The organism is Delftia sp. CH05 (genome assembly GCF_009827015.1).
GTDB classification, from domain to species: Bacteria; Pseudomonadota; Gammaproteobacteria; order Burkholderiales; family Burkholderiaceae_C; genus Comamonas; species Comamonas tsuruhatensis.
This window is the reverse complement of sequence record NZ_WUMG01000007.1, coordinates 111,500-132,617: the sequence shown is the minus strand read 5'-3', so window position 1 is coordinate 132,617 and position 21,118 is coordinate 111,500. Positions and strand designations below refer to the sequence as shown.

Genomic DNA, 21,118 nt, shown 5'->3' with positions numbered 1-21,118 from the left:
GCCGTGCCGGTTTTTGAGATACGCGCGTTGTCACACCGTGGTGTCTGCAGGCGTGTCTGCAGGCGCTCTGGCCATCATCTCCAGCCCCTTGCGCAATGCAGGGAACAGGCTGTGCTGGAAGTTGTTCCAGCGCAGCTCAAGAATCGTGTCTTGGGGATCGATGTCGGTGCCCAGCACGTCGGCGATGACTTCGCCGGAGTCGATGCCGTTGTCCACGTAGTGAAAGGATGCGCCGGTCTTGAACAGGGGCGGGGCCGGGCGCTGTTCCATGGTCTTCCAGTCCACGATCTTGTAGCCTTGTGCGCCATGCAGCGCGTCAAGCGTGGCGCAGGCGCCCCGGCGTTCATAGGGTGACTCCAGGCGCGTGATGCCGGGGTGGATGTTGGCGATCCTGCGGTGGAACAGGGCACCGGGCCGCACGAGCCGGTCCAGGATGACGAGCAGGCCATCCAGCACCACCCGCTCGGCACCCAGCTGTACCAGCCTGTCCTGCAACTGCGCCTCGAACATCTGCTTGCCCGCGGCGCGCTGCGGATCGTTCAGCGGCAGGCGCCGGTAGGAAGACGGCACGGCCATGAGCAGGTCATTGACCCTGCGCCCCTGGATGCGCAGGTCCGGCGGATAGAACCAGCGGCCGCCCGGCTGGTAGCTGAAGCCGTAGTCGCCGATTTTTTCGCGGTCGCGCGGCGAGGCCTCGTCGTCGTCGTGGATCACGGCCTCCAGGCTGTAGATATCGCCCAGCGGGCTGGTGTCCAGCAGCTCGCCCAGGTATTCGAGCGGCGACTTCATGTAGCGCGTTGCGCCCTTGTAGGCGATGTGCTGGCCTGCCTGGTCGGCGGCGGCGTTTCTCAGGGACCAGATGTAGACGAGTTTTGTCTTTGCCATGTGCGTGAGTTCAGCGTGAATCAGGTGGCCGCAAGTGCGGCGTCCGGGGTCGGCTCGGTGGCCGCGGGCCCTTGATGCTCCGGGTGCGGCTGCGGCGCAGCGATGCGGCCGGCATCCATGCGGACCACGCGGTCGGCCAAATGGAAGTAGCGGTCGTCGTGCGAGATCACCACCAGCAGGTGGCCCCTGGCGCGCAGCTCGGGCAGCAGCTCGGTGTAGAACAGGTGGCGGAAGCTCGGGTCCTGGTCGGCCGCCCATTCGTCGAAGACCAGCACGGGCCGGCCCTCCAGATAGGCGTGGACCAGGGCCAGGCGCTTGCGCTGGCCGGTGGATAGGTCGATGGTGCTGAAGCTGCCGTTGCGCACGCTGACCTTGTGGGCGATCTCCAGCCGCTGCAGGTAGGGCAGCGCGGCCTCGGGCAGCGCGGCGGCCTGGCCCTCTTCGCCGCCGGCCACCAGGTCCTCGAACAGGTAGAAGTCCGAGAACACCGTGGTGAACAGCTGGCGGTAGTCATCGCGCGTCTGTGCCGTGACGGGCTGGCCGTCATGCAGGATCTCGCCCTGCTGGGGCGCATACAGGCCCAGCAGCAGCTTGATCAGCGTGGTCTTGCCCGAGCCGTTGTCGCCCACCACAAAGACCAGTTCGCCCTTGTCCAGCTTCAGGTCGATGGGACCGATCTCGAAGGCCTTGCCGCCTTCGGGCGCATCGAAGGCATAGCGCACGCCACACAGCTCCAGGCCGTGGTCCAGGCGGACCTCGCCGGGCCGGCTGTCCAGGTGCAGGTGCGGCTCCGGGCTGGCAAAGCGCGCCGACAGGTCGGCAATGCGCTGCAGCGCCACCTTGGCACGGCCCAGGTTGGGCAGCGCGCCTGCGATCTGGTCCATGGGGCCCTTGAGGAACAGCAGCACCAGCACGAAGCCGCTGAGCACCACGGGCTCGGTGGTGCGCAGCGCGGCCCAGCCCAGGATGAGGGCAATCAACAGAAAGAACAGCGCCGAACCGAAGGCCGTGGCCAGTACATAGGTGTTGATGGCGCGGCTGTTGATGCGGCGGATGGCATCCACGGTGGAGCCAATCTGCCCGTCGAAGATGCGGCCCCGGCGCGCGCGGTGCATGCGCAACTCCTTGGCGCCTTCGCTGATGGCGCGGTAGGCCTTGTGCAGCACTTCCTCGTGATCGCGCGCCTTCCAGAACCCCGCCACGCCGCGCGACTGGGCCAGCGCCTGCAGGCTGACGCCCAGCACCAGCGCCACCACCAGCATGGCAAACAGCGGCGGCGACAGCAGGGCCAGATAGGCCAGGCAGCCCAGCGCAATGGCCAGGGCGATCACGTTGGAGGCCAGCACGAAGGCCACGTCGCTGATCATGTCCACATCCTGCGTGAGCACGGGCATGAGGCGGTGCGTGCGGTAGCGCTCCAGCGCATCGATGGGCGCGGCCAGGATCTTGCTGGCCAGCTCCTTGCGCAGCCGGGCCACCAGGCGCTGCCCCACGAAATTGCCCGACATGTCGGACGCGGCCCGGCACACCAGCACGGTGGCGCACAGGGCGATGAAGGTCAGCAGCAGCCCGCCGGCCAATCCGCCTGGGCGGTTGAGCACCTGGTTGATGGTCGCCAGCAGCGCCACCGTGGCCCCACCCGCGCAAATGCCCGTGACCACGGACAGGGCCATCCACGGCAGGAAGGGCCTGAGCAGGCGCAGTACCTCGGAGGGCGGTCGGCTGGCGTTTTCCATAAGGGATTCCTCTGGCGCCCGTGGGCGCATGGCCTTGCAATGCCGGCGCGGCCCGGCGTTTTCCTGGGGATGCGGCGCACGACGCACGCTGCCCACTCCCTGCAAGACGTGCGAGCGCGGGAAATGTTCATCGTCCCGGCGATGAACAAATTCCGCCGCCCAGCGTCATCACGGGGAAGGGGCAGCGCGGGCGCCATGCCCTGCATCGGCCCGCCCTGCCTTGTCTGCCGCACACCCGAAGGACGCCATGGCTCTCCACCCCGACCTGCAAGCATTTCTTGAACTCGCCAACGCCCAGGCATCCAGCCGCCCGCGCATGAGCCAGATGACGGCAGCGCAGGCGCGCACCGCCTACGACAACGCCACGCTGGCGCTGGACCTGCCGGGCGACGATCTGCCCACCGAGGACCTGGAGCTGCCCACGCGCGACGGCGCGCGTATCCGTGCCCGGCTCTACCGCGCAGCCCCTGGACACACAGCCGCGCCCTGCCTGCTGTTCCTTCACGGCGGCGGCTATGTGCTGGGCGGCCTCGAATCCCATGACAGCCTGTGCCGCAGCCTGGCGCTGGGCACGCCCTGCAATGTGCTGGCCATCGACTACCGGCTGGCGCCAGAGCACCGCTTTCCCACCGCCTTCCTCGACGCACAGGACGCCCTGGCCTGGCTGCTGGAGCACGGCGGCCGCCATGGCCTGGACGCGCAGCGCCTGGCCATTGGCGGCGACAGCGTCGGGGGCACGCTGGCCACGGCCCTGTGCATCGCCGCGCGCGACGCGGGCATGCCCCAGCCCTTGCTGCAGTTGCTGCTCTACCCCTGCACGGCAGCACGGCAGGACAGTGACTCGCATGCGCGCCTGGCCACCGGCCATCTGCTGGAAGGTGACACCCTGGCCTGGATGTTCGGCCAATACCTGCGCAGCGATGCGGACCGGCAGGACTGGCGCTTTGCCCCGCTGCAGGCATCCGACCTGGGCCGGCTGGCCCCCACGCTGATGGTGCTGGCCGAGTACGACCCGCTGATCGACGAAGGAAAGCGCTATGCCGAGCGGCTGCAGGCCGCCGGCCTAGCCGTGGACCTGCAGATCTACGCCGGCATGGTCCATGACTTTGCGCGGCTGGGCGCCCTCACCGAAGAGACCGAGGTGCTGCGCGACCGGATCTGCAAGGCACTGGCCCATGCCTTTCAGGCGGCCCAGATCCCGGCCCTGGCATGAACGGCCCTGGCATGAACATTTGCCGCGCCTGCACGTCATCCCGGTCATGAGGCTGCCTTGTGTCCCCTGCGTCCCTTGCGTCCCTTGTGTCCCCTGTGCCCTTGCCCGAGCCCCGACCCGTGTCCCGCACGCGGGGCACTCCATCTGAAAGAGTCCACGTGCGTCCAGCCGAAGCCACCGCTACACCGTCACCGGACGCCTCCGGCGCCAGCTACCTCGCCCATGCAGGCGCCGAGACGATCAGCGTCTTCGGCGATGGACAGCGGCTGCGCCTGGAGCGTTCGGGGTCCGTGGATGCCGGCAGGCCCGGCAAGCACAGTCTCTGGAACCTGTCACCCGCGGCCGCGCCAGGCCTGCTGCGGCTGCAATGGATGGGGCCCTGCTCGGGCATGCCCGAAGCCGATGAACTGCTGGCCGCGCTGCAGGCCGGTTTCGGCCTGCGCCCGGATGCCCGGGAAATCGAGCTGTCCCTGCCCCGCCTGCCACCGGGCCTGCGCGACAGCATCGCCACGGTGCAGCCGGGCCAGGCTGCGCGCGTGGCAAGAGACGTGCTCTGGCAGCAGCCCCTGTGGCTGCCCCGCCCGCGCCCACCCTATGCGCTGCACTACACGATCAGCGAAGGCCGGCGCCACCCCGTGCGCCTGCACAAGCCGCGCGGCGAGGTCTACCGCCGCTTCATCCCCTGGCTGGGCCGCACGCTGAGCTTTCGCACCGTGGAGCCCGAGGCCGACCTGCCCCTCATCCACCGCTGGATGAACGACCCGGTCGTCGCGCATTTCTGGGAGGAAAGCGGCGACCTTGCCCACCACCGCGCCTATCTGCAGCGCATGGCCGGCGACCCGCATGCGCTCGGCCTCATCGGCTGCTTCGACGGCGAGCCCTTCGGCTACTTCGAGGCCTACTGGGCCAAGGAAGACCGCATCGCCCCCTTCTATGACGCGGGCGACCATGACCGGGGCTGGCATGCGCTGGTGGGGGAGGCGCGGTTCCGCGGCAGACCCTACCTGACGGCCTGGCTGCCCTCGCTGTCGCACTACCTCTTTCTGGACGACTGCCGCACGCAGCGCATCGTCGTAGAGCCGCGCGCCGACAACCGCAAGATGCGCAAAAGCCTGCCGCGCTGCGGCTATGCGCTGGTCAAGGAATTCGACTTCCCGCACAAGCGCGCCGTGCTGGGAGTGCTGCTCAGGGAACGCTTTTTCGCAGACGCCTTGTGGATACCGCAGACCGACGCAGCCGCGCCGGACGCACTGGACGCATCGACCCAATGAAAGGACCTTCCATGCAAACCCACCCGCTGATCGGCATCGGCTTCGGCCCCTCCAACATTGCCCTGGCCATCGCCCTCAAGGAGCGCGAAACCACCGCGCGGGCCATGCACCCCGTCTTCATCGAAAAGCAGCCGCGCTTCGCCTGGCACCGGGACATGCTGCTGGAGCAGGCCCACATGCAGGTGTCCTTCCTCAAGGACCTGGCCACGCTGCGCAACCCCACCAGCCGCTTCACCTTCATCAACTACCTGCACGAGAAGGGCCGGCTGCAGGACTTCATCAACCTCAAGACCTTCTTTCCCAGCCGCCACGAATTCAACGACTACCTGGCCTGGGCCGCCTCCAAGTTCGAGGACCGCTGCGTCTACGGGCAGGAAGTCATCGAGGTGCTGCCTGAAAAACGCGACGGCAAGGTGGAGCTGCTGCGCGTGCGCTCGCGCGATGCGGCCGGCAACGTGCATGAGCGCCTGGGCCAGAACCTGGTCATGAGCATCGGCGGCACGCCCAGCATTCCCGAGCAGTTCAAGCCCCTGCGCGGCGATGCGCGCGTCTTCCACTCCAGCGCCTACCTGCGCAGCATTGCAGAGCATGCCAGGCCGCTGCGCATCGCCGTGGTCGGTGCGGGCCAGAGCGCCGCGGAAATCTTCATGGACCTGCACGGCCGCTACGCCAAGGCCGAGATCGACCTGGTCATGCGCGCCCGCTCCATCCGCCCCTCGGACGACAGCCCCTTCGTCAACGAAATCTTCAACGCCGACTTCGTGGACCATGTCTACAGCCGCCCGCACGACGAGCGCGGCGCTCTGCTGCGCGAGTTCTGGCACACCAACTACGCCTGTCCCGACCTGGAGCTGATCGAGAGCATCTTCAAGGTGTTCTATGAACAGAAGGTCGTCGGCGACACGCGCCACCGCTTCCTGCGCCGCCACGAGGTGCAGGACGTGCGCGCTGCCAGCGACGGCATCCACCTGGGCCTGCGCGACCTCAACAGCGGCATCGACCATGCATCGCGCTACGACGTGGTGGTGCTGGCCACCGGCTATGCGCGCGAGCACCACAAGACCCTGCTGGACCCGCTGGCCCCCTACCTGGGCGACTTCTCCGTGAGCCGCGACTACCAGGTGCACACCACGGCGGACTTTCGCCCCGCCATCTTCCTGCAGGGCGCCTGCGAGGGCTCCCACGGCCTCAGCGATACCCTGCTGTCCGTCACCTCGGTGCGCACCGGCGAAATCGGCGACGCCCTGCTGGCAGCGCAAGCCCAAAAACCCGATGTTGCGCGCACAGAACAGCTGGCGCTGCAGGACTGAAAGATCGCACCGGGCATGATGGCGCACGAATCTCCCATGCCATAATTTGAATGCAAACCATTTGCATTTGAATTCGAATCACCTGCGCCGCTGAATCCCATACCCGCTGCTGCACCGCCCCGGCCCTGGCCGGGGTTGCAGCATCCGGTAGGCCCTTCTCTGTACGGACCCAGGGATTCCAACCCATCGCCCTTGCGGAAAGGCAGGTATCCGGATGCGTGACCTGATCCAGGAACTCGTGGCTCACTATGGCGATCTGCGCCGCCAGCTCACGCGCGATCTCCGGGATCCGCACTATGCGGCCGACATCGCGCAATCGAGCTTCGAGCGGGTCTATGTGCACGCCCTGGGCCTGCGCAGCGGCAAGAAGGCCGAGGCGCTGCCCGATGCCGACATCGAATCCCCGCGCGCCCTGCTGTTTCGCGTGGCACGCAACCTGTGCATAGACGATGCGCGCAAGCGCAAGACCTCCCAGGACTGGACGCGCCAGCAAATGGCGGTGCAGCACAGCGCGCCCTCCAGCGAAACCCTGGCCGCCCAGCGCCAGATCCTGGACCGCGTCGTCCAGGCGCTGGAAGGCCTGCCGCCGCGCCGGCGCGAAGTCTTCATCCTCTTTCGCGCCCATGGCTACACGCGCGCGGAAATCGCCGATCAGCTCAACATCACCGAAATGGCCGTCGCCAAGCACATGGTGCGCGCCACGCTGGACTGCTCGCGCGTGCTGGCCCAGCTGCGCTCCGAGCTGATCGAGGACCATGCGCTGGGCAGCGCCATGGATTTCGACAACAGTACACTGACCGACGACGCATCCTGACCCCCCTTTCCATGGCAAGTGCACCTAGCGAGCGCATGGTCGAGCATGCGCTGACGCTGATCGTTCAAAGCGAAATCGCTCCCGACCCGGTGGCCCACCAGGCACGCCTGACCCTGGGCGCATGGCGCGAGAAATCAGCCCGGCACGATGCCGCCGCACGCGAGGCGCACCTGCGCTGGAACATGCTCGGCGGCCTGTCCGGCGGACTGCGCGAGCAATTCCAGGAAACCGCCCTGCTGGCGGACAGCGCCTCGCGCTCCACCAGGAGCGTCCAGCGCCGCAAGCTGCTGCTGTCGTTTGCAGGGCTGCTGGGCACCGGCGCGCTGGCGGGCCGGGGCGCCTACTGGTACTGGCAGCAGCCCCTGCACACCTCGGCCTATGCCACGCGCAACTCGCAGATGCTCAAGGTCACGCTGGCCGACGGCAAGGCGCCGCTGCAGGCCAGCCGCATCGAGCTGGCGCCCCAGAGCGCCATTGCCGTGACGCTCTACCGCCAGCGCCGCAGCGTATCCATGTCGCGCGGGGAAGCGCGATTCGAAGTGGCCTCGGACCCCGACCGCCCCTTCGAGGTCATCACGCGCGAGGCGCGCATCGAGGTCGTGGGCACGGTGTTCACCGTGCGCGACCGTGGCGGCACGGTCACGGTGGGCGTGGAGCATGGCCATGTCAGGGTCCGCGTGCTGGGCAGGGATGCGCAGGATCCGGCGACCGAGGCGGCGGCCACGCTGGACCTGCTGCCAGGCCAGGTGGTGGACATCCGCAATGGCCAGCCCGAGGCCGTGCGCCAGGCCGATGCCGCCACGCTGTCCGCCTGGCGCGAAGGCTGGCTGGTCTTCGAGAACACCCCGCTGGCCGAGGCCCTGGCCACCGTCAACGCCTACCGCACCCAGCCCATCGAAGCCGCCGATGCGCGCGTGGCCGCGCTGCGCCTGACGGGGCGCTTTCGCGCCAACGACTCGGCCGGCCTGCTGGCCGTGCTGCCCTCCATCCTGCCGCTGAGGGTGCGCCCGCAGGCCGATGGCAGCGTGCTGCTGCAGGCGCTCTGAACGGCGCCTTCGGTTCCCCGACAAAGAAAAGGCCACGGCCGGATCGCTCCAGCCGTGGCCCATGGCCCATGCCCGCTTACCAGCGATAGGTGGCCGTGCCGATCACCTTGCGGGGCTCGCCGTAGAAGCAGCCGTAGGAGCAGCTGGCGATATAGGTCTTGTCGGTCAGGTTGGTGAGGTTCAGGGCGAAGCGCCAGGGTCCGGTGGTGTAGCTGACCATGGCATCCACCAGGGTGAACGCCGGCAGCGAGACGGGAACGCCATAGGCCAGGCCGCGTGTCTGGCCCAGGTACCTGGCGCCCATGCCCACCTTGAGGCCCGCAAGCCCGAAGTCTCCAAAGCTGTAGTCGCCCCACAGCGATATCTGGTTGTAGGGCACGCCGATGGAGCGCTTGCCCAGCTCGTCCGGCTGCAGGGGGCTTGCCTGCGTGGTGCGCGCATCCGTGTAGGCATAGGCGGCAATGATGTTCACATTGCGGCCTATGGAGCTTCGCGCCTCCAGCTCGAAGCCACGGGAACGGACTTCCCCGGCCTGGATGTTGAACGCCCTGCTGGCGTCCTGGGGATCGGGCACGAGCAGGTTCTGGCGGGTGAGCTGGAAGACCGCTGCCGAAACCATGGCCCTGGAGCCGCTGGGCTGGTAGCGGACACCGGCCTCGTACTGCTGTCCCGTCGTCGGCTTGAACCGCGATCCGAGGCGGTCCTGGCCCTGGGTGGGCTCGAAGGACTCGCTGTAGCTGAAGAAGGGGGCAAGGCCATTGGCGGCGAGATAGACCACGCCCACCCGGCCCGTGAAGGCCGAGCTTTTCTCATTGGCCGCGCTCACGTCCCCGGTGAAGAAGTTCGTCTCGTTGAAGCGGACCTTGTCATAGCGGCCGCCCAGCAGGACCACCCACTTGTCATCGATCTTGATCTGGTCCTGCGCATAGATGCCGAGGCGCTTGTAGTCGTTCTTCCAGGACGAACGGTAGTAGGGGGAGACAGGCCCCACCGGCTTGCCGTAGACCGGGTTGAAGACATCGAGGTCGGCGGCCTGCTGTTCATAGCGCTCGGTCTCGTGCTTTGGCAGGGCGTAGTCGAAGCCCACCAGCATGGTGTGCTTGATGCGGCCCTGGTCCAGCTGGTACTGCAGCGAGGTATCGGTCACGAAGGCCGACGAGCGGTCCCAGCGCGGCTGGTAGTAGCGCTCCACCACCGAGCGCTGGTCGGCGGACAGGCCCCAGCCGTCCGTGCTGAAGTAGCTGCTCTTTGCGTTGTAGTAGCGCATGCTGTTCCTGAGCTTGAGCTTCTCGGAAAAGGCATGTTCGAAGAGATAGCCGATGGAGTAACGGTCCAGATCGAATTTGTCCCGTCCCGCCTCTCCGATGAAGCGGTTGCGGGGAATCTGTCCATTGATGTTGGGCAGCAGGGTGCCGTAGGCGGGCAGCCCGTAGACGTAGGTGGTGCGGTCCTTCTGGACCTCGGCCAACAGTGTCAGCGAGGTGTTCGCATCGGGCTGCCACTTGAGCGATGGGGCGATATAGGTTCTGTCATCGGGGACTCGGTCGATGAAGCTGTCGCTGTCGCGCTTGAGCGCCACCAGCCGGTAGGACCATTTGCCCTCGTCGTCCAGGGCACCCGCAAAATCACCCGAGACCTGCTTGCGCCCGAAGCTTCCGGCATCGATGTTCAATTCCCGGATTTTTTCCGCGGTGGGCCGCTTGCTCACGGTGTTGACCACGCCGCCCGGGGAGACCGAGCCAAAGATCACCGAAGAGGCACCCTTGAGCAGCTCGATGCGCTCCAGGCCGTAGGGCTCCTGCCGTCCGTCGTAGATGTTGGCCGTGAACAGGCTGCCGTCCCGGTACATGCCCGTGGTGCGGAATCCGCGCAGGTACAGGCTGTCCGAGGTCCGGTCCAGGCCCTCGGCGCGGGTGACGCCGGCCGCGTAGCCCAGCGCATCCTGCAGGCTTTGCGACTTCAGCGTCTCGATCTCCTGGGCGCCGATGACCGTGATGGACTGCGGTGTCTCCAGGATGGGCGTATCGGTCTTGGTACCCGTTGAACTGCGCCGGGCGACATAGCCCTGCACGGGGCCGGCTGCGGTTTCGCTGTCCGTGACGTTGATGGTCGGCAAGGTCGCGCCGGAGACCGCGGGACGGCGGATGGCGAAGCCTCCGTTGTTCATCCTGATGGCTTCCAGGGACGTGCCGGCCAGCAGCTCCCGCAAGGCCTGCTCCGATGTCAGGCGGCCGTTGACGGCGCGGGAACTGAGCCCGGCCACCAGGTCGCCTGCGGCAAACATCTGGGTTCCCGTCTGGCGGGACAGCTCGTTGATGGCCGAAGCCAGGGCCTGGGCCGGCACATGGATATCGAACACTTGGGCAGCCTCCTGCCCTGTGGCCTGGGCCACCGCCTCGGTGCTCCAGAACGAGACGGAACCAAAGGCCGTGGCAAGGGCCAGGCTCAGCAGATGTTGACGGGGCAAGGAAGGCATGGTCGAAGAATTTCCAAAGGCATTGAATGAGACTGGTTACCAACCGGGCACGGACCTCCGCCCGGGTTGTTGTGCATTCCAAAGACGTTCTGCGCGCAAAAATGGAGACAAGGTGTAACCCGGTTTTCACGAAAAAGACCCGGGACGGGACGGGCCGGGGGGCACCCCGGCCGCCGTTGCCCCTCAGTCCAGCGCGTACTCCAGCGCCAAGGCGTCGAGGATTTCGGCCGTCAGCCCCTCGTTCCTCATGATGGCGTAGTGGTCGGCGCGGATCACCGCGCCCTCTGCCCTTTCGGCCCTTCCGGCGTCCTCCTGGCGCAGCTGGTGCGCGAGCCGCAGCCGGTGCCCGGCCGCGGTTTCATCGCTCCACCAAAGGCTTGCCGCCGCTTGCACGGGCGCCAGGGCCTGCGCCTGCAGCGCCAGGTGCTTCAGGTGCAGGGTGGTCAGAAAGGCCTGGGCCAGGTCGGCGCCGTCCATGCAGGCATGGCCGCTCGGTCCCCCCGGTCCCTGCCTTGCAGCTTCGCGGCCCAGCGCGGCAGCCAGCAGATCGGCGCGGGGCGGCACCGATGCATCGATGTCCGCAAGGTCCTCGATGCGCGCCAAGGGCAGCATCTGCGAGACGAAGAGCCGGAAGTCATCCCACCACGACGGGGACCCGGCCGCATCGCCAGCAGGCACGAACGGGTCCACCAGCCCCAGGAAACCCACCGTCTGTCCCTGGCCTTCGAGCCGGGCCGCGATCAGGGCCGCCAGGCTGCCGCCCAGGGACCAGCCGAGCAGGTGGTAGGGGCCGGCGGGCTGTACCTGCCTCACCATCGCGCAGTAGTCGTCGGCCATCTGCTCCAGCGAGCGGTCGCGGTAGCCGGGATCGCCCAGGCTGCGGCAGGGTATGGCGTGGACGGTGCGCCGGTCCTGCAGTGCCCGCGCCAGCGGCTGGTAGTCAAACACCGTGCCGAACCCGGCATGCACGCAAAACAGCGGTGGCGCAGCCTCACACACGGCGTTGAGCGCCACGACGCCCCCAGCTCCACCGGCGCCGGCTGAGCGAAGCTCCAGCAGGCCGGCAATGGTGGGCCGCTGCAGAAGGTCGCGCAGCTTGAAGTCCAACTGCGGATCGCCCAGCTTGCGCACCTTGGCGTGCATCCTGAGACTGAGCAGGGAGTCCCCGCCCAGCTCGAAGAAGTTGTCGGTCTCGCCCACGCGTTCCACGCCAAGCACCTCCTGCCAGATGCGGGCCAGCGCCATGGCCGACGCTGTGGACGGTGGCACGTGAACCCGCCCGGCATCTGCCTGCGGCAGCGGCAGCGCACCACGGTCGAGCTTGCCGCTGACCAGTCTTGGCAGGGCGGGCAGGACCAGCGTATGGGCCGGCAGCATGTAGTCGGGCAGGTGCTCGCCTGTCTGCTGGCGGATGCGCTGGACCAGGGACTGCGCGGCCGTGCCCTCCTCCCCCACCACATAGGCCACCAGCTGCTTGCCTGTACCGGCATCCTGGACCAGCACGGCGGCATCGACCACGCCGGGCACGGCCCGGACGGCCTTCTCGACCTCGCCCAACTCGATGCGGAAGCCCCGGATCTTGACCTGGTGGTCGGCCCGGCCGATGTACTCGATGTTGCCGTCCGGCATCTCGCGCACCAGGTCCCCCGTGCGGTACAGGCGGCCGCCACCGCCGTCGAAGGGGTCGGCGACGAAGCGCTCGGCCGTCAGGCCGTGGCGCGACAGATAGCCGCGCGCCAGGCCGTAGCCGCCGATGTACAGCTCGCCCACGACGCCGTGCGGCACCCGGTGCAGGTCGGCATCCAGGATGTGCACCGTGCGCTCGCCCACGGGCCGGCCGATGGGGGCGTAGGCGCAGTCGAAGGTCTCGCTGGCCTCGGCCTTCCAGATCAGCGGCGTCACCACCGTCTCGGTGGGGCCGTAGCCGTTGATGAGCAGGCGCGGGCGCAGGCTCTGGCGCACCTTGTCGTAGGCGGCCTTGGGCATGGCCTCGCCACCGAAGACGTACAGCTCCACCGGCGGCGGCTCCTGCGACTGCTCTGCGGCCCAGTCCGCGATCTGCGCCAGATAGGCCGGCGGGAACGCGGCATTGGAGATGCCGTGGTGGCGCAGGGCCTCGCAGGCCTGCTCCGCCGTCCACATCTGCGGCTCGCGCAGCACCAGGCCGGCGCCGATGCTCAGCGCCGTCAGCCAGCGCTCATGCGCGCCGTCGAACGAGAAGGACATGAAATGCAGCTCGCGCGAGTTCGCCCGCATGCCGTAGATCCCGGCCGTGGCCGCGCAGTGCATGGCCAGCGGCCCGTGCTCGACCACCACGCCCTTGGGCTGCCCGGTCGAGCCCGAGGTGTAGATCACATAGGCCAGGTCGCGCTCGTGCACGGCATGGGCCGGCGCCGCGTTGCAGGCCTGGGTGAAGTCCACCTCCTCGGCCACCACCAGATGGGCCACGGCCGGCGTGCCCAGCTTGTGCAGCGCCGCCCTGTGGGCGATCAGGTGGGAGGCACCGCTGTCTGCCAGCATGAACCTCTGGCGTTCGGCCGGCGACGCCGGGTCCAGGGGCAGGTAGGCCGCGCCCGCCTTGAGCACGGACAGCAGGCAGATCACCATTTCCAGCGAACGCTCCATGGCGATGCCGACGATGGCGCCGCGCCCCACGCCGGACTGCACCAGGCGGTTGGCGAAATGGTTGCTGCGCGCCTGCAGCTCGCCATGGCTGATGGTCTGCTCGCCCATGACCAGCGCCACCGCGCCCGGGTCCCGGTGCGCCTGCAGCGCCATGCCGGCATGCACGGGCAGGAACGGCGGGCGGCAGGCATCCGTGCCCGTGCCCGTGCCTGTGCCCGCCGGCCCATCGCGTCCGGGCTCGGGCAGCAAGGCGATGTCCCGCAGGCAGTGCACGCCCTCGCCCGCCATGGACGCCAGCACCTGCACCAGTTGCCGCAGCAGGGCCTGCACGGTGTCATCGCCGAAGCTGCTCCGCTGGTAGATCATCTTGAGCGACAGCACATCGCCCAGCCGCACCTCCAGGTCCATGGGATAGGAGGTCACGTCGATGGCATGCGTCACCGCAAACCGCAGATGCGGGTCGTCGTGCGCGGACAGCACGGCATCCATGGGGTAGTTCTCGAACACCAGGATGCTGTCGAACAGGCCGCGCTGGCCCTTGCCCGCCCAGCGCTGGATGTCCGAAAGCGACGTCTGCTCATGCTCGCGCGAGGCCAGGTTCTGTGCCTGCAGCGTGCGCAGCCAGGGGCCCAGCTCCAGCGCGCCGTCGCAGGCCACGACCACCGGCAAGGTGTTGATGAACAGCCCCTGCATTCTTTCCACGCCGGCCAGCTCGGGCGGGCGGCCTGCCACCGTGGCCCCGAAGGCCACCGTGGCCTGGCCCGTGTACCGCGCCAGCACCAGCGACCATGCGGCCTGCACCAGGGTGTTGGCCGTCACGCGCTCGCGCTGGGCAAACTCCACCAGCTGCTGCGTGGCACCGGCATCCAGCGCGGTGCCGGCCTCGTGGTGCCCCTGCCGGGCTGCAGGCGAGGCACCAGGCCGGACAGCAGGCCGGGCAAGCGCATCCACCAGCAAGGTGGGCTCGTGCAGCGGCTGCACCAGGCGCCTCCAGTAGGCCTCGCTGGCCCCGTGGTCCAGGCCTTGCAGCCATGCGATGTAGTCGCGGTAGCTGGTGTCCACGGGCTCCACGGCAATGCCCTTGTAGTCGCGCAGCACCTCGCCCAGCAGGCTCGATGAACTCCATCCGTCCGTGAGCAGGTGGTGGGCGGTCCAGATGCAGTGGTGGCTGCCATCGGACACGCGGACCAGGGCCAGCCGCATCAGCGGCGGCTTGCTGAGGTCGAAGGCCGCGAACTGCCCGGCGGCCAGGGCATCCAGGGCCCCCGCCACATCCTCGCTGTGCCGGCAGTCATGCTCGGTGATGTCCAGCAGGACCTGCCGGGCCACCCATTGCAGCGGCAGGGACGCATCGGCCAGGAAGCCGCTGCGCAGCACGGCATGGCGGTCCAGCACCGCCTGCCAGGCCTTTCGGAAGCGCGCGGCATCCAGGCCATGCGCGTCGATGCGCAGCTGGGTGACATAGGACAGCCCCGAGGGATCGGACAGGCTGTGGAACAGCATGCCCGACTGCATGGGAGACAGCGGATAGAGGTCCGCCAGATTGCCCGCAGGCAGGTCCAGGCCGTCCAGCTGCGCCTGCGTGACCCGGGCCAGCGGGAAGTCCGAGGGCGTCACCCCCTGCGCGCCGCTCAGGCAGTGGTCGATCAGGCCTTCCAGCTCCTGCCGGTAACGCCCCATCCAGGCCTGCACATCGGCGGTGTCGTGGCGCGCCGTGCTGAAGGCGGCCGTCATCACCAGCTCGCCGTCGTACACGCGGCCATTGATGGTGAACTCGTGCGACAGCGGCGCCGAGGCGTCGGCCGGCATGCCGCTGCCCTCGGCAGCCGGCAGCCATTGGGCCGCGCTGTCAAAGCTTGCATCGAACTGCCCCAGGTAGTTGAAGACCAGGCTGGCCTGGGGCAAGGCCTGCATGGCCTGCCTTTGCTGCGCCGTGCCCAGGTACTTGAGCACGCCATGGCCCAGGCCGTGCAGCGGCACCTCGCGCAGGCTTTGCTTGACGCGCTTGAGCGCGTCGCCCGGGCCTGTGCCCGCATCGAGCGCCACCGGGAAGACGCTGGTGAACCAGCCCACGGTGCGCGAGACGTCCACGCCGGCCGACAGCTCCTCGCGGCCATGGCCCTCCAGGTCCACGAGGATGCGCTGCTGCCCGCTCCACGCGCACAGAGCGCGCCCCAGGGCGGCCAGCAGGATGTCGTTGATCTGCGTCCTGTAGGCCGCCGGCACGCGGCTGATCAGGGCCTCGGTGCGCTCGCGGTCCAGCCGCAGCTCGACGCTGGACTGCCATGCCAGGGTGTTGGCCCCCCCGGGGCGGGCACAGGGCAGGCTGGCCGGCACCTGGGCCAGCGCCTGCCAGAAGGCCACCTCGCCGCCGCATTGCGCGGCATGGGCCTGCAGCGCCTGCGACCAGCGCTGGTAGCTGGCGGTCTTGTGGACCCTGGCGGGCTCCAGGCCCTGCAGCCGGCTGGCATAGGCCGAACGCAGGTCCTCGAGCAGGATGCGCCAGGAGACCCCATCGACGATCAGGTGGTGGGCCACCAGCAGCAGGCGCCAGCTGCCGTCGCCCACCTCGATGCACAGCCCGCGCAGCAGCGGCCCGTGGACGATGTCCAGGCTGCGCTGCGCCTGTTCGCACAAGGCCTCGATCGCGCCGGCATCCCGTGCCTGGCGCACCCACAGCAGTGCCTGCAGGTCGGCCTCGGACGGGCTTGCGTAGGCCTGCTCCCAGGCGCCCTGCGCCGTGGGGCGAAAGCGCAGGCGCAGGCTGTCGTGCCGGGCCAGCAGGTCGGCCAGGGCCTGGCGCAGCGGCGCAGGCTGCAGCGGCTGCATGCTGCGCAGCAGCAGGGCCTGGTTCCAGTGGGATCGCTGCGGCACGTCCGTTTCGAAGAACTCCGCCTGAATGGGCAGCAGGGGAACGCTCCCTTGGACCGGGGTCTCATGCTCCACGGCCTCGTCCTGCACGGGCTCGGCCACACGCGCCAGCTCGGCAATGCTTTGCCGCTCGAACAGCTGCCGTGGCGACAGCTTCCAGCCGAAGCGGCGCAGGCGCGAGACGATCTGCAGGCTCAGGATGGAATCACCGCCCAGCGCGAAGAAGTTGTCGCTGCGCCCCACCCGCTCCAGGCCCAGCACCTCGGCCCAGATACGGGCCAGCAGCGCCTCCAGTTCGCCCTCGGGCGCCTGGCTGGCGGCTGGCATGCCGAACGCGGGCAGGGCCTGCCGGTCCAGCTTGCCGTTGGCGTTCTGCGGCAACTGGTCCAGCACCATGATGGCGCCCGGCACCATGTAGTCGGGCAGTACCGTGGCCAGGCGCTCGCGCATCTCCTGCCCGTCCAGGGTCCGCCCGCTGCGGGCAGACACATAGGCCAGCAGCCGCGTGCCCGCCGGTCCCTCGCCGGCCACGACCACGGCCTCGCGCACATCGTCCAGCGCCAGCAGTTGCGACTGCACCTCGCCCAGCTCGATGCGCAGGCCGCGGATCTTGACCTGGTGGTCCACCCGCCCCAGGTACTCCAGTTGGCCCTGCGCATTCCAGCGCACCAGGTCGCCCGTGCGATAGAGTCTTGCGCCATCGCGGCCGAAGGGGTCGGCGACAAAGCGCTCCGCGCTGAGCCCTGCCCGGTTCAGGTAGCCGCGCGACAGCAGGGGCCCGCCTATGCACAGCTCGCCGGCCACGCCCAGGGGCACGGGGCGCATCCGGTCGTCCACCACCCACATGTGCCGGCCCGCCAGGGGCCGGCCTATGGGAAGGTCCTGGGGCGCCGCGCCGGCGCCTTCCACCAGGCCGGTGCAGTCGAAGAGGGAGGCCGTGACGGTGGCCTCGGTCGGGCCATAGGCATTGAGCAGCCTCACATGGCCCAGCCCGGCATCGCGCCAGGCCTGCAGGCCGGCGCCCGGCATGGCCTCGCCGCCCACATGCACCTGCCTGAGCCGCCCGTACCCGCGCAGGCCCTGGCGCGCAAAATCCTGGACCAGCAGCAGCCAGTAGGCGGTGGTCAGATCGGCCACGCTGATCTGCCTGGCCATGAGTTCCCTGTGGAAGGTGGCGCTGTCCCAGAGTTCGGGCCCGCGCAGCACCATGGCCGCGCCGGCCACCAGCGGCGCGAACAGTTGCTCGATGCAGCCATCGAAATTCAGCGTGGCGAACTGCAGCACACGGTCCTGCGGCGACAGCGCGGCAAAGCCGACGGCCAGCTGCGCCTGCTCGGCCAGGCAGCGGTGGGAAATGCCCACGCCCTTGGGCCGGCCGGTGGAGCCCGAGGTGTAGATCACATAGGCCAGGCATTCGCCATGCACGGCGGCACCGGGGTTGTGGTCGGGCCCCGGCATCGCGCCGATGGCATCCAGGTCCAGCGCCTTCACGCGACCGGCCACCTCCAGCCCCAGGCGGGACTGCGTGAGCAGGCAGGCCATGCCGCTGTCCTCGACCATGTGGGCCAGGCGCTCGGCCGGATAGCCGGGGTCCAGGGGCACATAGGCCGCGCCCGACTTGAGCACGGCCAGCACGGCCACCACCATCTCCACCGAGCGTTCCACCGCAATGCCCACGCGCACCTCAGCGCCCACCCCCTCGGCGATCAGGCGGTGCGCAAGGCGGTTGGCACGCCGGTTGAGCTGCGCATAGCTGATGCATTCGTCGCCAAAGACCAGGGCCGTGGCCTGGGGCTGCTCGTCCGCCTGCTGCTCGAACAGCCTGTGCACCAGGGGCTGGGCGTCGCGGCTCTGCGGGTTGCATCCGGACTGCCCCGATTGCGCCCATTGCGTCAGCAGCGCCCATTCGTCCCGGTCCAGCAGCTCGATATCGCAGGCCGGCAACGCAGGCGTTTCGGCCAGGGCCGCAACAATGCCTTCCACTGCGGCCAGCATGTAGGCGCACAGGCGCTGCGCGCCCACGGTCTTGCTGGCCTGCCCGACCAGGCGAAAGCCCTGGCCCAGGTCATCGATGGACATGTCCACCGGGTAGTTGGTGCGCTCCTGTCCGCCCAGGGCCGTCATGCCCTCCCACGCGCCCGAGGCTGCGCCCGCTGCCTCCGTCTCCTGCGGCGCTGCGGTGTAGCGGTAGTTGAGCAGGGCCGAGAACAGCGGCGTCCCCCCCGCCAGAGCGCTGCAGCGCTGCGCCAGCGACAGCGTGGCGTGCTCGTGGTGCATCAGCCCCGTCAGCAGTTCATGCGTCTGGCGCAGGCATTCCTGCACGCTGCGGCCGCCCAGCCGTATGCGCAGCGGCAGCGTGTTGATGAACATGCCCAGCGCGCTGTGCGCGCCCTCCCCGCCCTGCATACGGCCAAAGAGCACGGTGCCGAACACCACGTCGTCCTTGCCCGTGGTCCTGCCCAGCACCAGCGCCCAGGCCAGGTGGAACAGGCTGGCTGCACTCACCCCATGGCGCTGTGCCTGCCGCCGCACGCTGCGCGCCAGGGGCTCGTCCAAGGCCAGCCTGGCCTCTTGCACCGCACTGCCGTCGCCCTGCACATCCAGCAGGCCAAACGGCGCCGTAGGTTCATCCACATCGCCGAGCATGGCGCGGAAGAAGTCCTCATGCTCGCTGGTGCTCACGCCCAGGCGGGCCTGGGCCACGAAGCGCCTGAACGGCAGGGGCCTGGGCAACTCCGCCTCGCGGCCCTGGGCCATCAGCGCGATCTCCTCGACGATGCGCTCCAGCGTCGTGTGGTCCAGCACCAGGTGGTGGGTCAGCAGCTGCAGCAGCCAGCGCCCGTTGGGCGCATCCTGCGCCGCCACGGCGCGGATCATGGGCGCGCGGCGCACATCGATGCGCTGCACGCGCGGGTCCAGCACGGCCTGCAGCCGGCTGGCCACATCCGTTCCTTCCCCTTCACCTTCGCTCTCCTCCAGCCAGTCGAGCAGCACCTGCGCCTGCCGGCAGACCACCTGCACGGGCTCGGCCAACCCCTCCCACAGCACGGCCGTGCGCAGGATGTCGTGGCGTGCGATGACCCGGTTGAGCCGTTGCACAAAGCCCAGCAGCCGCTCGCGCGTGTCGAAGCCCAGCAGCGTGGGCGTGGCATAGGCGTCGCCCTGCGGGTGCAGCGTGTGGTGGAACAGAATGCCTTCCTGCAATGGCGCCAGCGGATAGATGTCCTGGATGTTGGCCGCGCCACCGGGCACGGCGGCCTCGACCCGTGCGATCTCCTGCACGTCCAGCGCCGCCAGTGTCAGCATGGCGGGCGTGATGGCCGTGCAGCCTTCGGGGATGCCGTTGGGCGGCACCTGCACCTGGGCGGCGCCGTCCGCCTGCATCAGCTGCGCCGCAAAATCCGCCAGCTGCGGATGCTGGAACAGGCTGCGCACCGAGGCCGACAGGCCATGCGCGCGCATGCGTTCCAGCATGCCCATGGCCAGCAGCGAGTGTCCGCCCAGCTCGAAGAAGTTGTCGCGCCGCCCCACGCGGTCCTGCCCCAGAAGCTCGGCCCATATCGCCGACAGCTGCTGCTCGACCCCGTTGTGCGGCGGCTCGTATCCACGCTGCGCCCATTCGGGCTGCGGCAGGGCCTTGCGGTCCACCTTGCCGTTGGCATTGAGCGCAAGCGCAGGCAGCACGACGATGGCCGAAGGCTGCATGTAGTCCGGCAGCCGCCGGGCCAGCGCCTGGCGCAAGGTTTCGGCCAGCCCCGCATCGGCGTCCGGGCCGGCCACATAGGCGACAAGGCGTGCGCCCGCCGCGCCCGATGTGGCTTGCGCCGCGACCACCACGGCCTCGCGCACGCCGGGCTGGGCCAGCAGATGGGCCTCGATCTCGCCCAGCTCGATGCGCAGGCCGCGGATCTTCACCTGGTGGTCCAGGCGCCCCAGGTACTCGATCTGGCCGTCGCCGTTCCAGCGCACCAGGTCGCCCGTGCGGTACAGCAGGCCGCCCTGCGTGTCCAGCGGATCGGCCACAAAGCGCTCGGCCGTCAGTGCGGGGCGGTTCAGATAGCCGCGCGCCAGGCCCGTGCCGCCCAGGTACAGCTCGCCGGCCACGCCCTGTGGCGCCGGCCGCATGGCGCAGTCCAGCACATAGGTGCGGATGCCGCTGATGGGCTGGCCGATGGGAACCTGGCGCCGCCCGTCGTCGCGGCAGCGCCAGTGGGTGACGTCGATGGCCGCCTCGGTAGGGCCATAGAGGTTGTAGAGACCGGCTCCGGGCAGGAGCCTGAAGACGGCGTTCTGCGCCTCGGCCGGCAGGGCCTCGCCGCTGCACAGGATGCGCCTGAGGCCCGTGCATGCTGCAACGCCCGCGTGCGCCACAAAGGCCTGCAGCATGGAAGGCACGAAGTGCACGGTGGTGACGCCATGGCCCGTGATCAGCGCCACCAGCCTTGCGGGGTCACGGTGATCGCCAGGCGCGGCCATCACCAGCCGGGCGCCGGCCATCAGGGGCCAGAAGAACTCCCAGACCGACACATCGAAGCTGAACGGTGTCTTTTGCAGCACGGCGTCCGAGGCATCGAGCGCATAGGCCTGCTGCATCCAGGCCAGCCGGTTGTGCAGGGCCGCATGCCGGTTGGCCGCGCCCTTGGGACGGCCCGTGGAGCCCGAGGTGAAGATCACATAGGCCAGATGCTCCCCATGCACGGCAACCACCGGGTTGCGCTGCGATTCACCGGCCACATCGATGCGGTCGATGTCCAGCCACTGCAGATCCTCGCCTGCGGGCAGGCGCTCGCGCAGCGCGCTGTGGGTGAGCAGGCGCCGCACGGCGCCGTCTTCGATCATCTGCGCCAGCCGTTCGGGCGGGTGATCGGGGT

The 21,118-nt window shown here is 69.0% G+C and carries 9 protein-coding genes (1 of these 9 only partly in view); 5 read left to right on the top strand and 4 right to left on the bottom strand.

Features of this window, described 5'->3' with window-relative positions:
- Positions 1–30: 30 nt before the first annotated feature.
- Both GRX31_RS08715 and GRX31_RS08710 read right to left on the bottom strand, forming a co-directional pair.
- The gene (locus tag GRX31_RS08715) at positions 31–885 is read right to left on the bottom strand and encodes a N(5)-hydroxyornithine transformylase PvdF (protein WP_160852234.1); all 855 of its coding nucleotides are present in this window, start codon (positions 883–885) and stop codon (positions 31–33) included.
- A 20-nt stretch (positions 886–905) separates the two neighbouring features.
- The gene (locus GRX31_RS08710; RefSeq protein ID WP_160852232.1) at positions 906–2,621 is read right to left on the bottom strand and encodes a cyclic peptide export ABC transporter; all 1,716 of its coding nucleotides are present in this window, start codon (positions 2,619–2,621) and stop codon (positions 906–908) included.
- 247 nt (positions 2,622–2,868) lie between these two features.
- Between GRX31_RS08710 and GRX31_RS08705 the strand changes: the two genes are divergently transcribed.
- The 5 genes from GRX31_RS08705 (at position 2,869) to GRX31_RS08685 (ending at position 8,275) form a co-directional block, all read left to right on the top strand.
- The gene (locus GRX31_RS08705) at positions 2,869–3,834 is read left to right on the top strand and encodes an alpha/beta hydrolase (RefSeq protein WP_160852230.1); all 966 of its coding nucleotides are present in this window, start codon (positions 2,869–2,871) and stop codon (positions 3,832–3,834) included.
- Between the two features lie 158 nt (positions 3,835–3,992).
- Positions 3,993–5,105 carry a GNAT family N-acetyltransferase gene (locus tag GRX31_RS08700; protein ID WP_160852228.1) on the top strand — a complete coding sequence of 371 codons (1,113 nt, stop codon included), beginning with the start codon at positions 3,993–3,995 and terminating at the stop codon, positions 5,103–5,105.
- 11 nt (positions 5,106–5,116) lie between these two features.
- The gene (locus GRX31_RS08695) at positions 5,117–6,415 is read left to right on the top strand and encodes a lysine N(6)-hydroxylase/L-ornithine N(5)-oxygenase family protein (protein ID WP_160852226.1); all 1,299 of its coding nucleotides are present in this window, start codon (positions 5,117–5,119) and stop codon (positions 6,413–6,415) included.
- 214 nt (positions 6,416–6,629) lie between these two features.
- On the top strand, positions 6,630–7,229 hold the full coding sequence (locus GRX31_RS08690; RefSeq protein WP_016450480.1) for an RNA polymerase sigma factor: 600 nt from the start codon (positions 6,630–6,632) through the stop codon (positions 7,227–7,229).
- An 11-nt stretch (positions 7,230–7,240) separates the two neighbouring features.
- Positions 7,241–8,275, top strand: coding sequence for a FecR family protein (locus tag GRX31_RS08685; protein WP_160852224.1), 1,035 nt, complete (start codon positions 7,241–7,243; stop codon positions 8,273–8,275).
- Between the two features lie 76 nt (positions 8,276–8,351).
- Here GRX31_RS08685 and GRX31_RS08680 read toward each other — a convergent pair whose 3' ends face one another.
- Positions 8,352–10,751, bottom strand: a complete 2,400-nt coding sequence (locus GRX31_RS08680; RefSeq protein WP_160852222.1) for a TonB-dependent siderophore receptor — start codon at positions 10,749–10,751, stop codon at positions 8,352–8,354.
- A gap of 183 nt (positions 10,752–10,934) precedes the next feature.
- Positions 10,935–21,118: the 3' portion of a non-ribosomal peptide synthase/polyketide synthase gene (locus tag GRX31_RS08675; protein WP_160852220.1), read on the bottom strand. Its footprint extends 8,365 nt past the window's final position; only the last 10,184 of its 18,549 coding nucleotides appear in the window; the start codon falls outside the window, past its right edge; it ends in the stop codon at positions 10,935–10,937.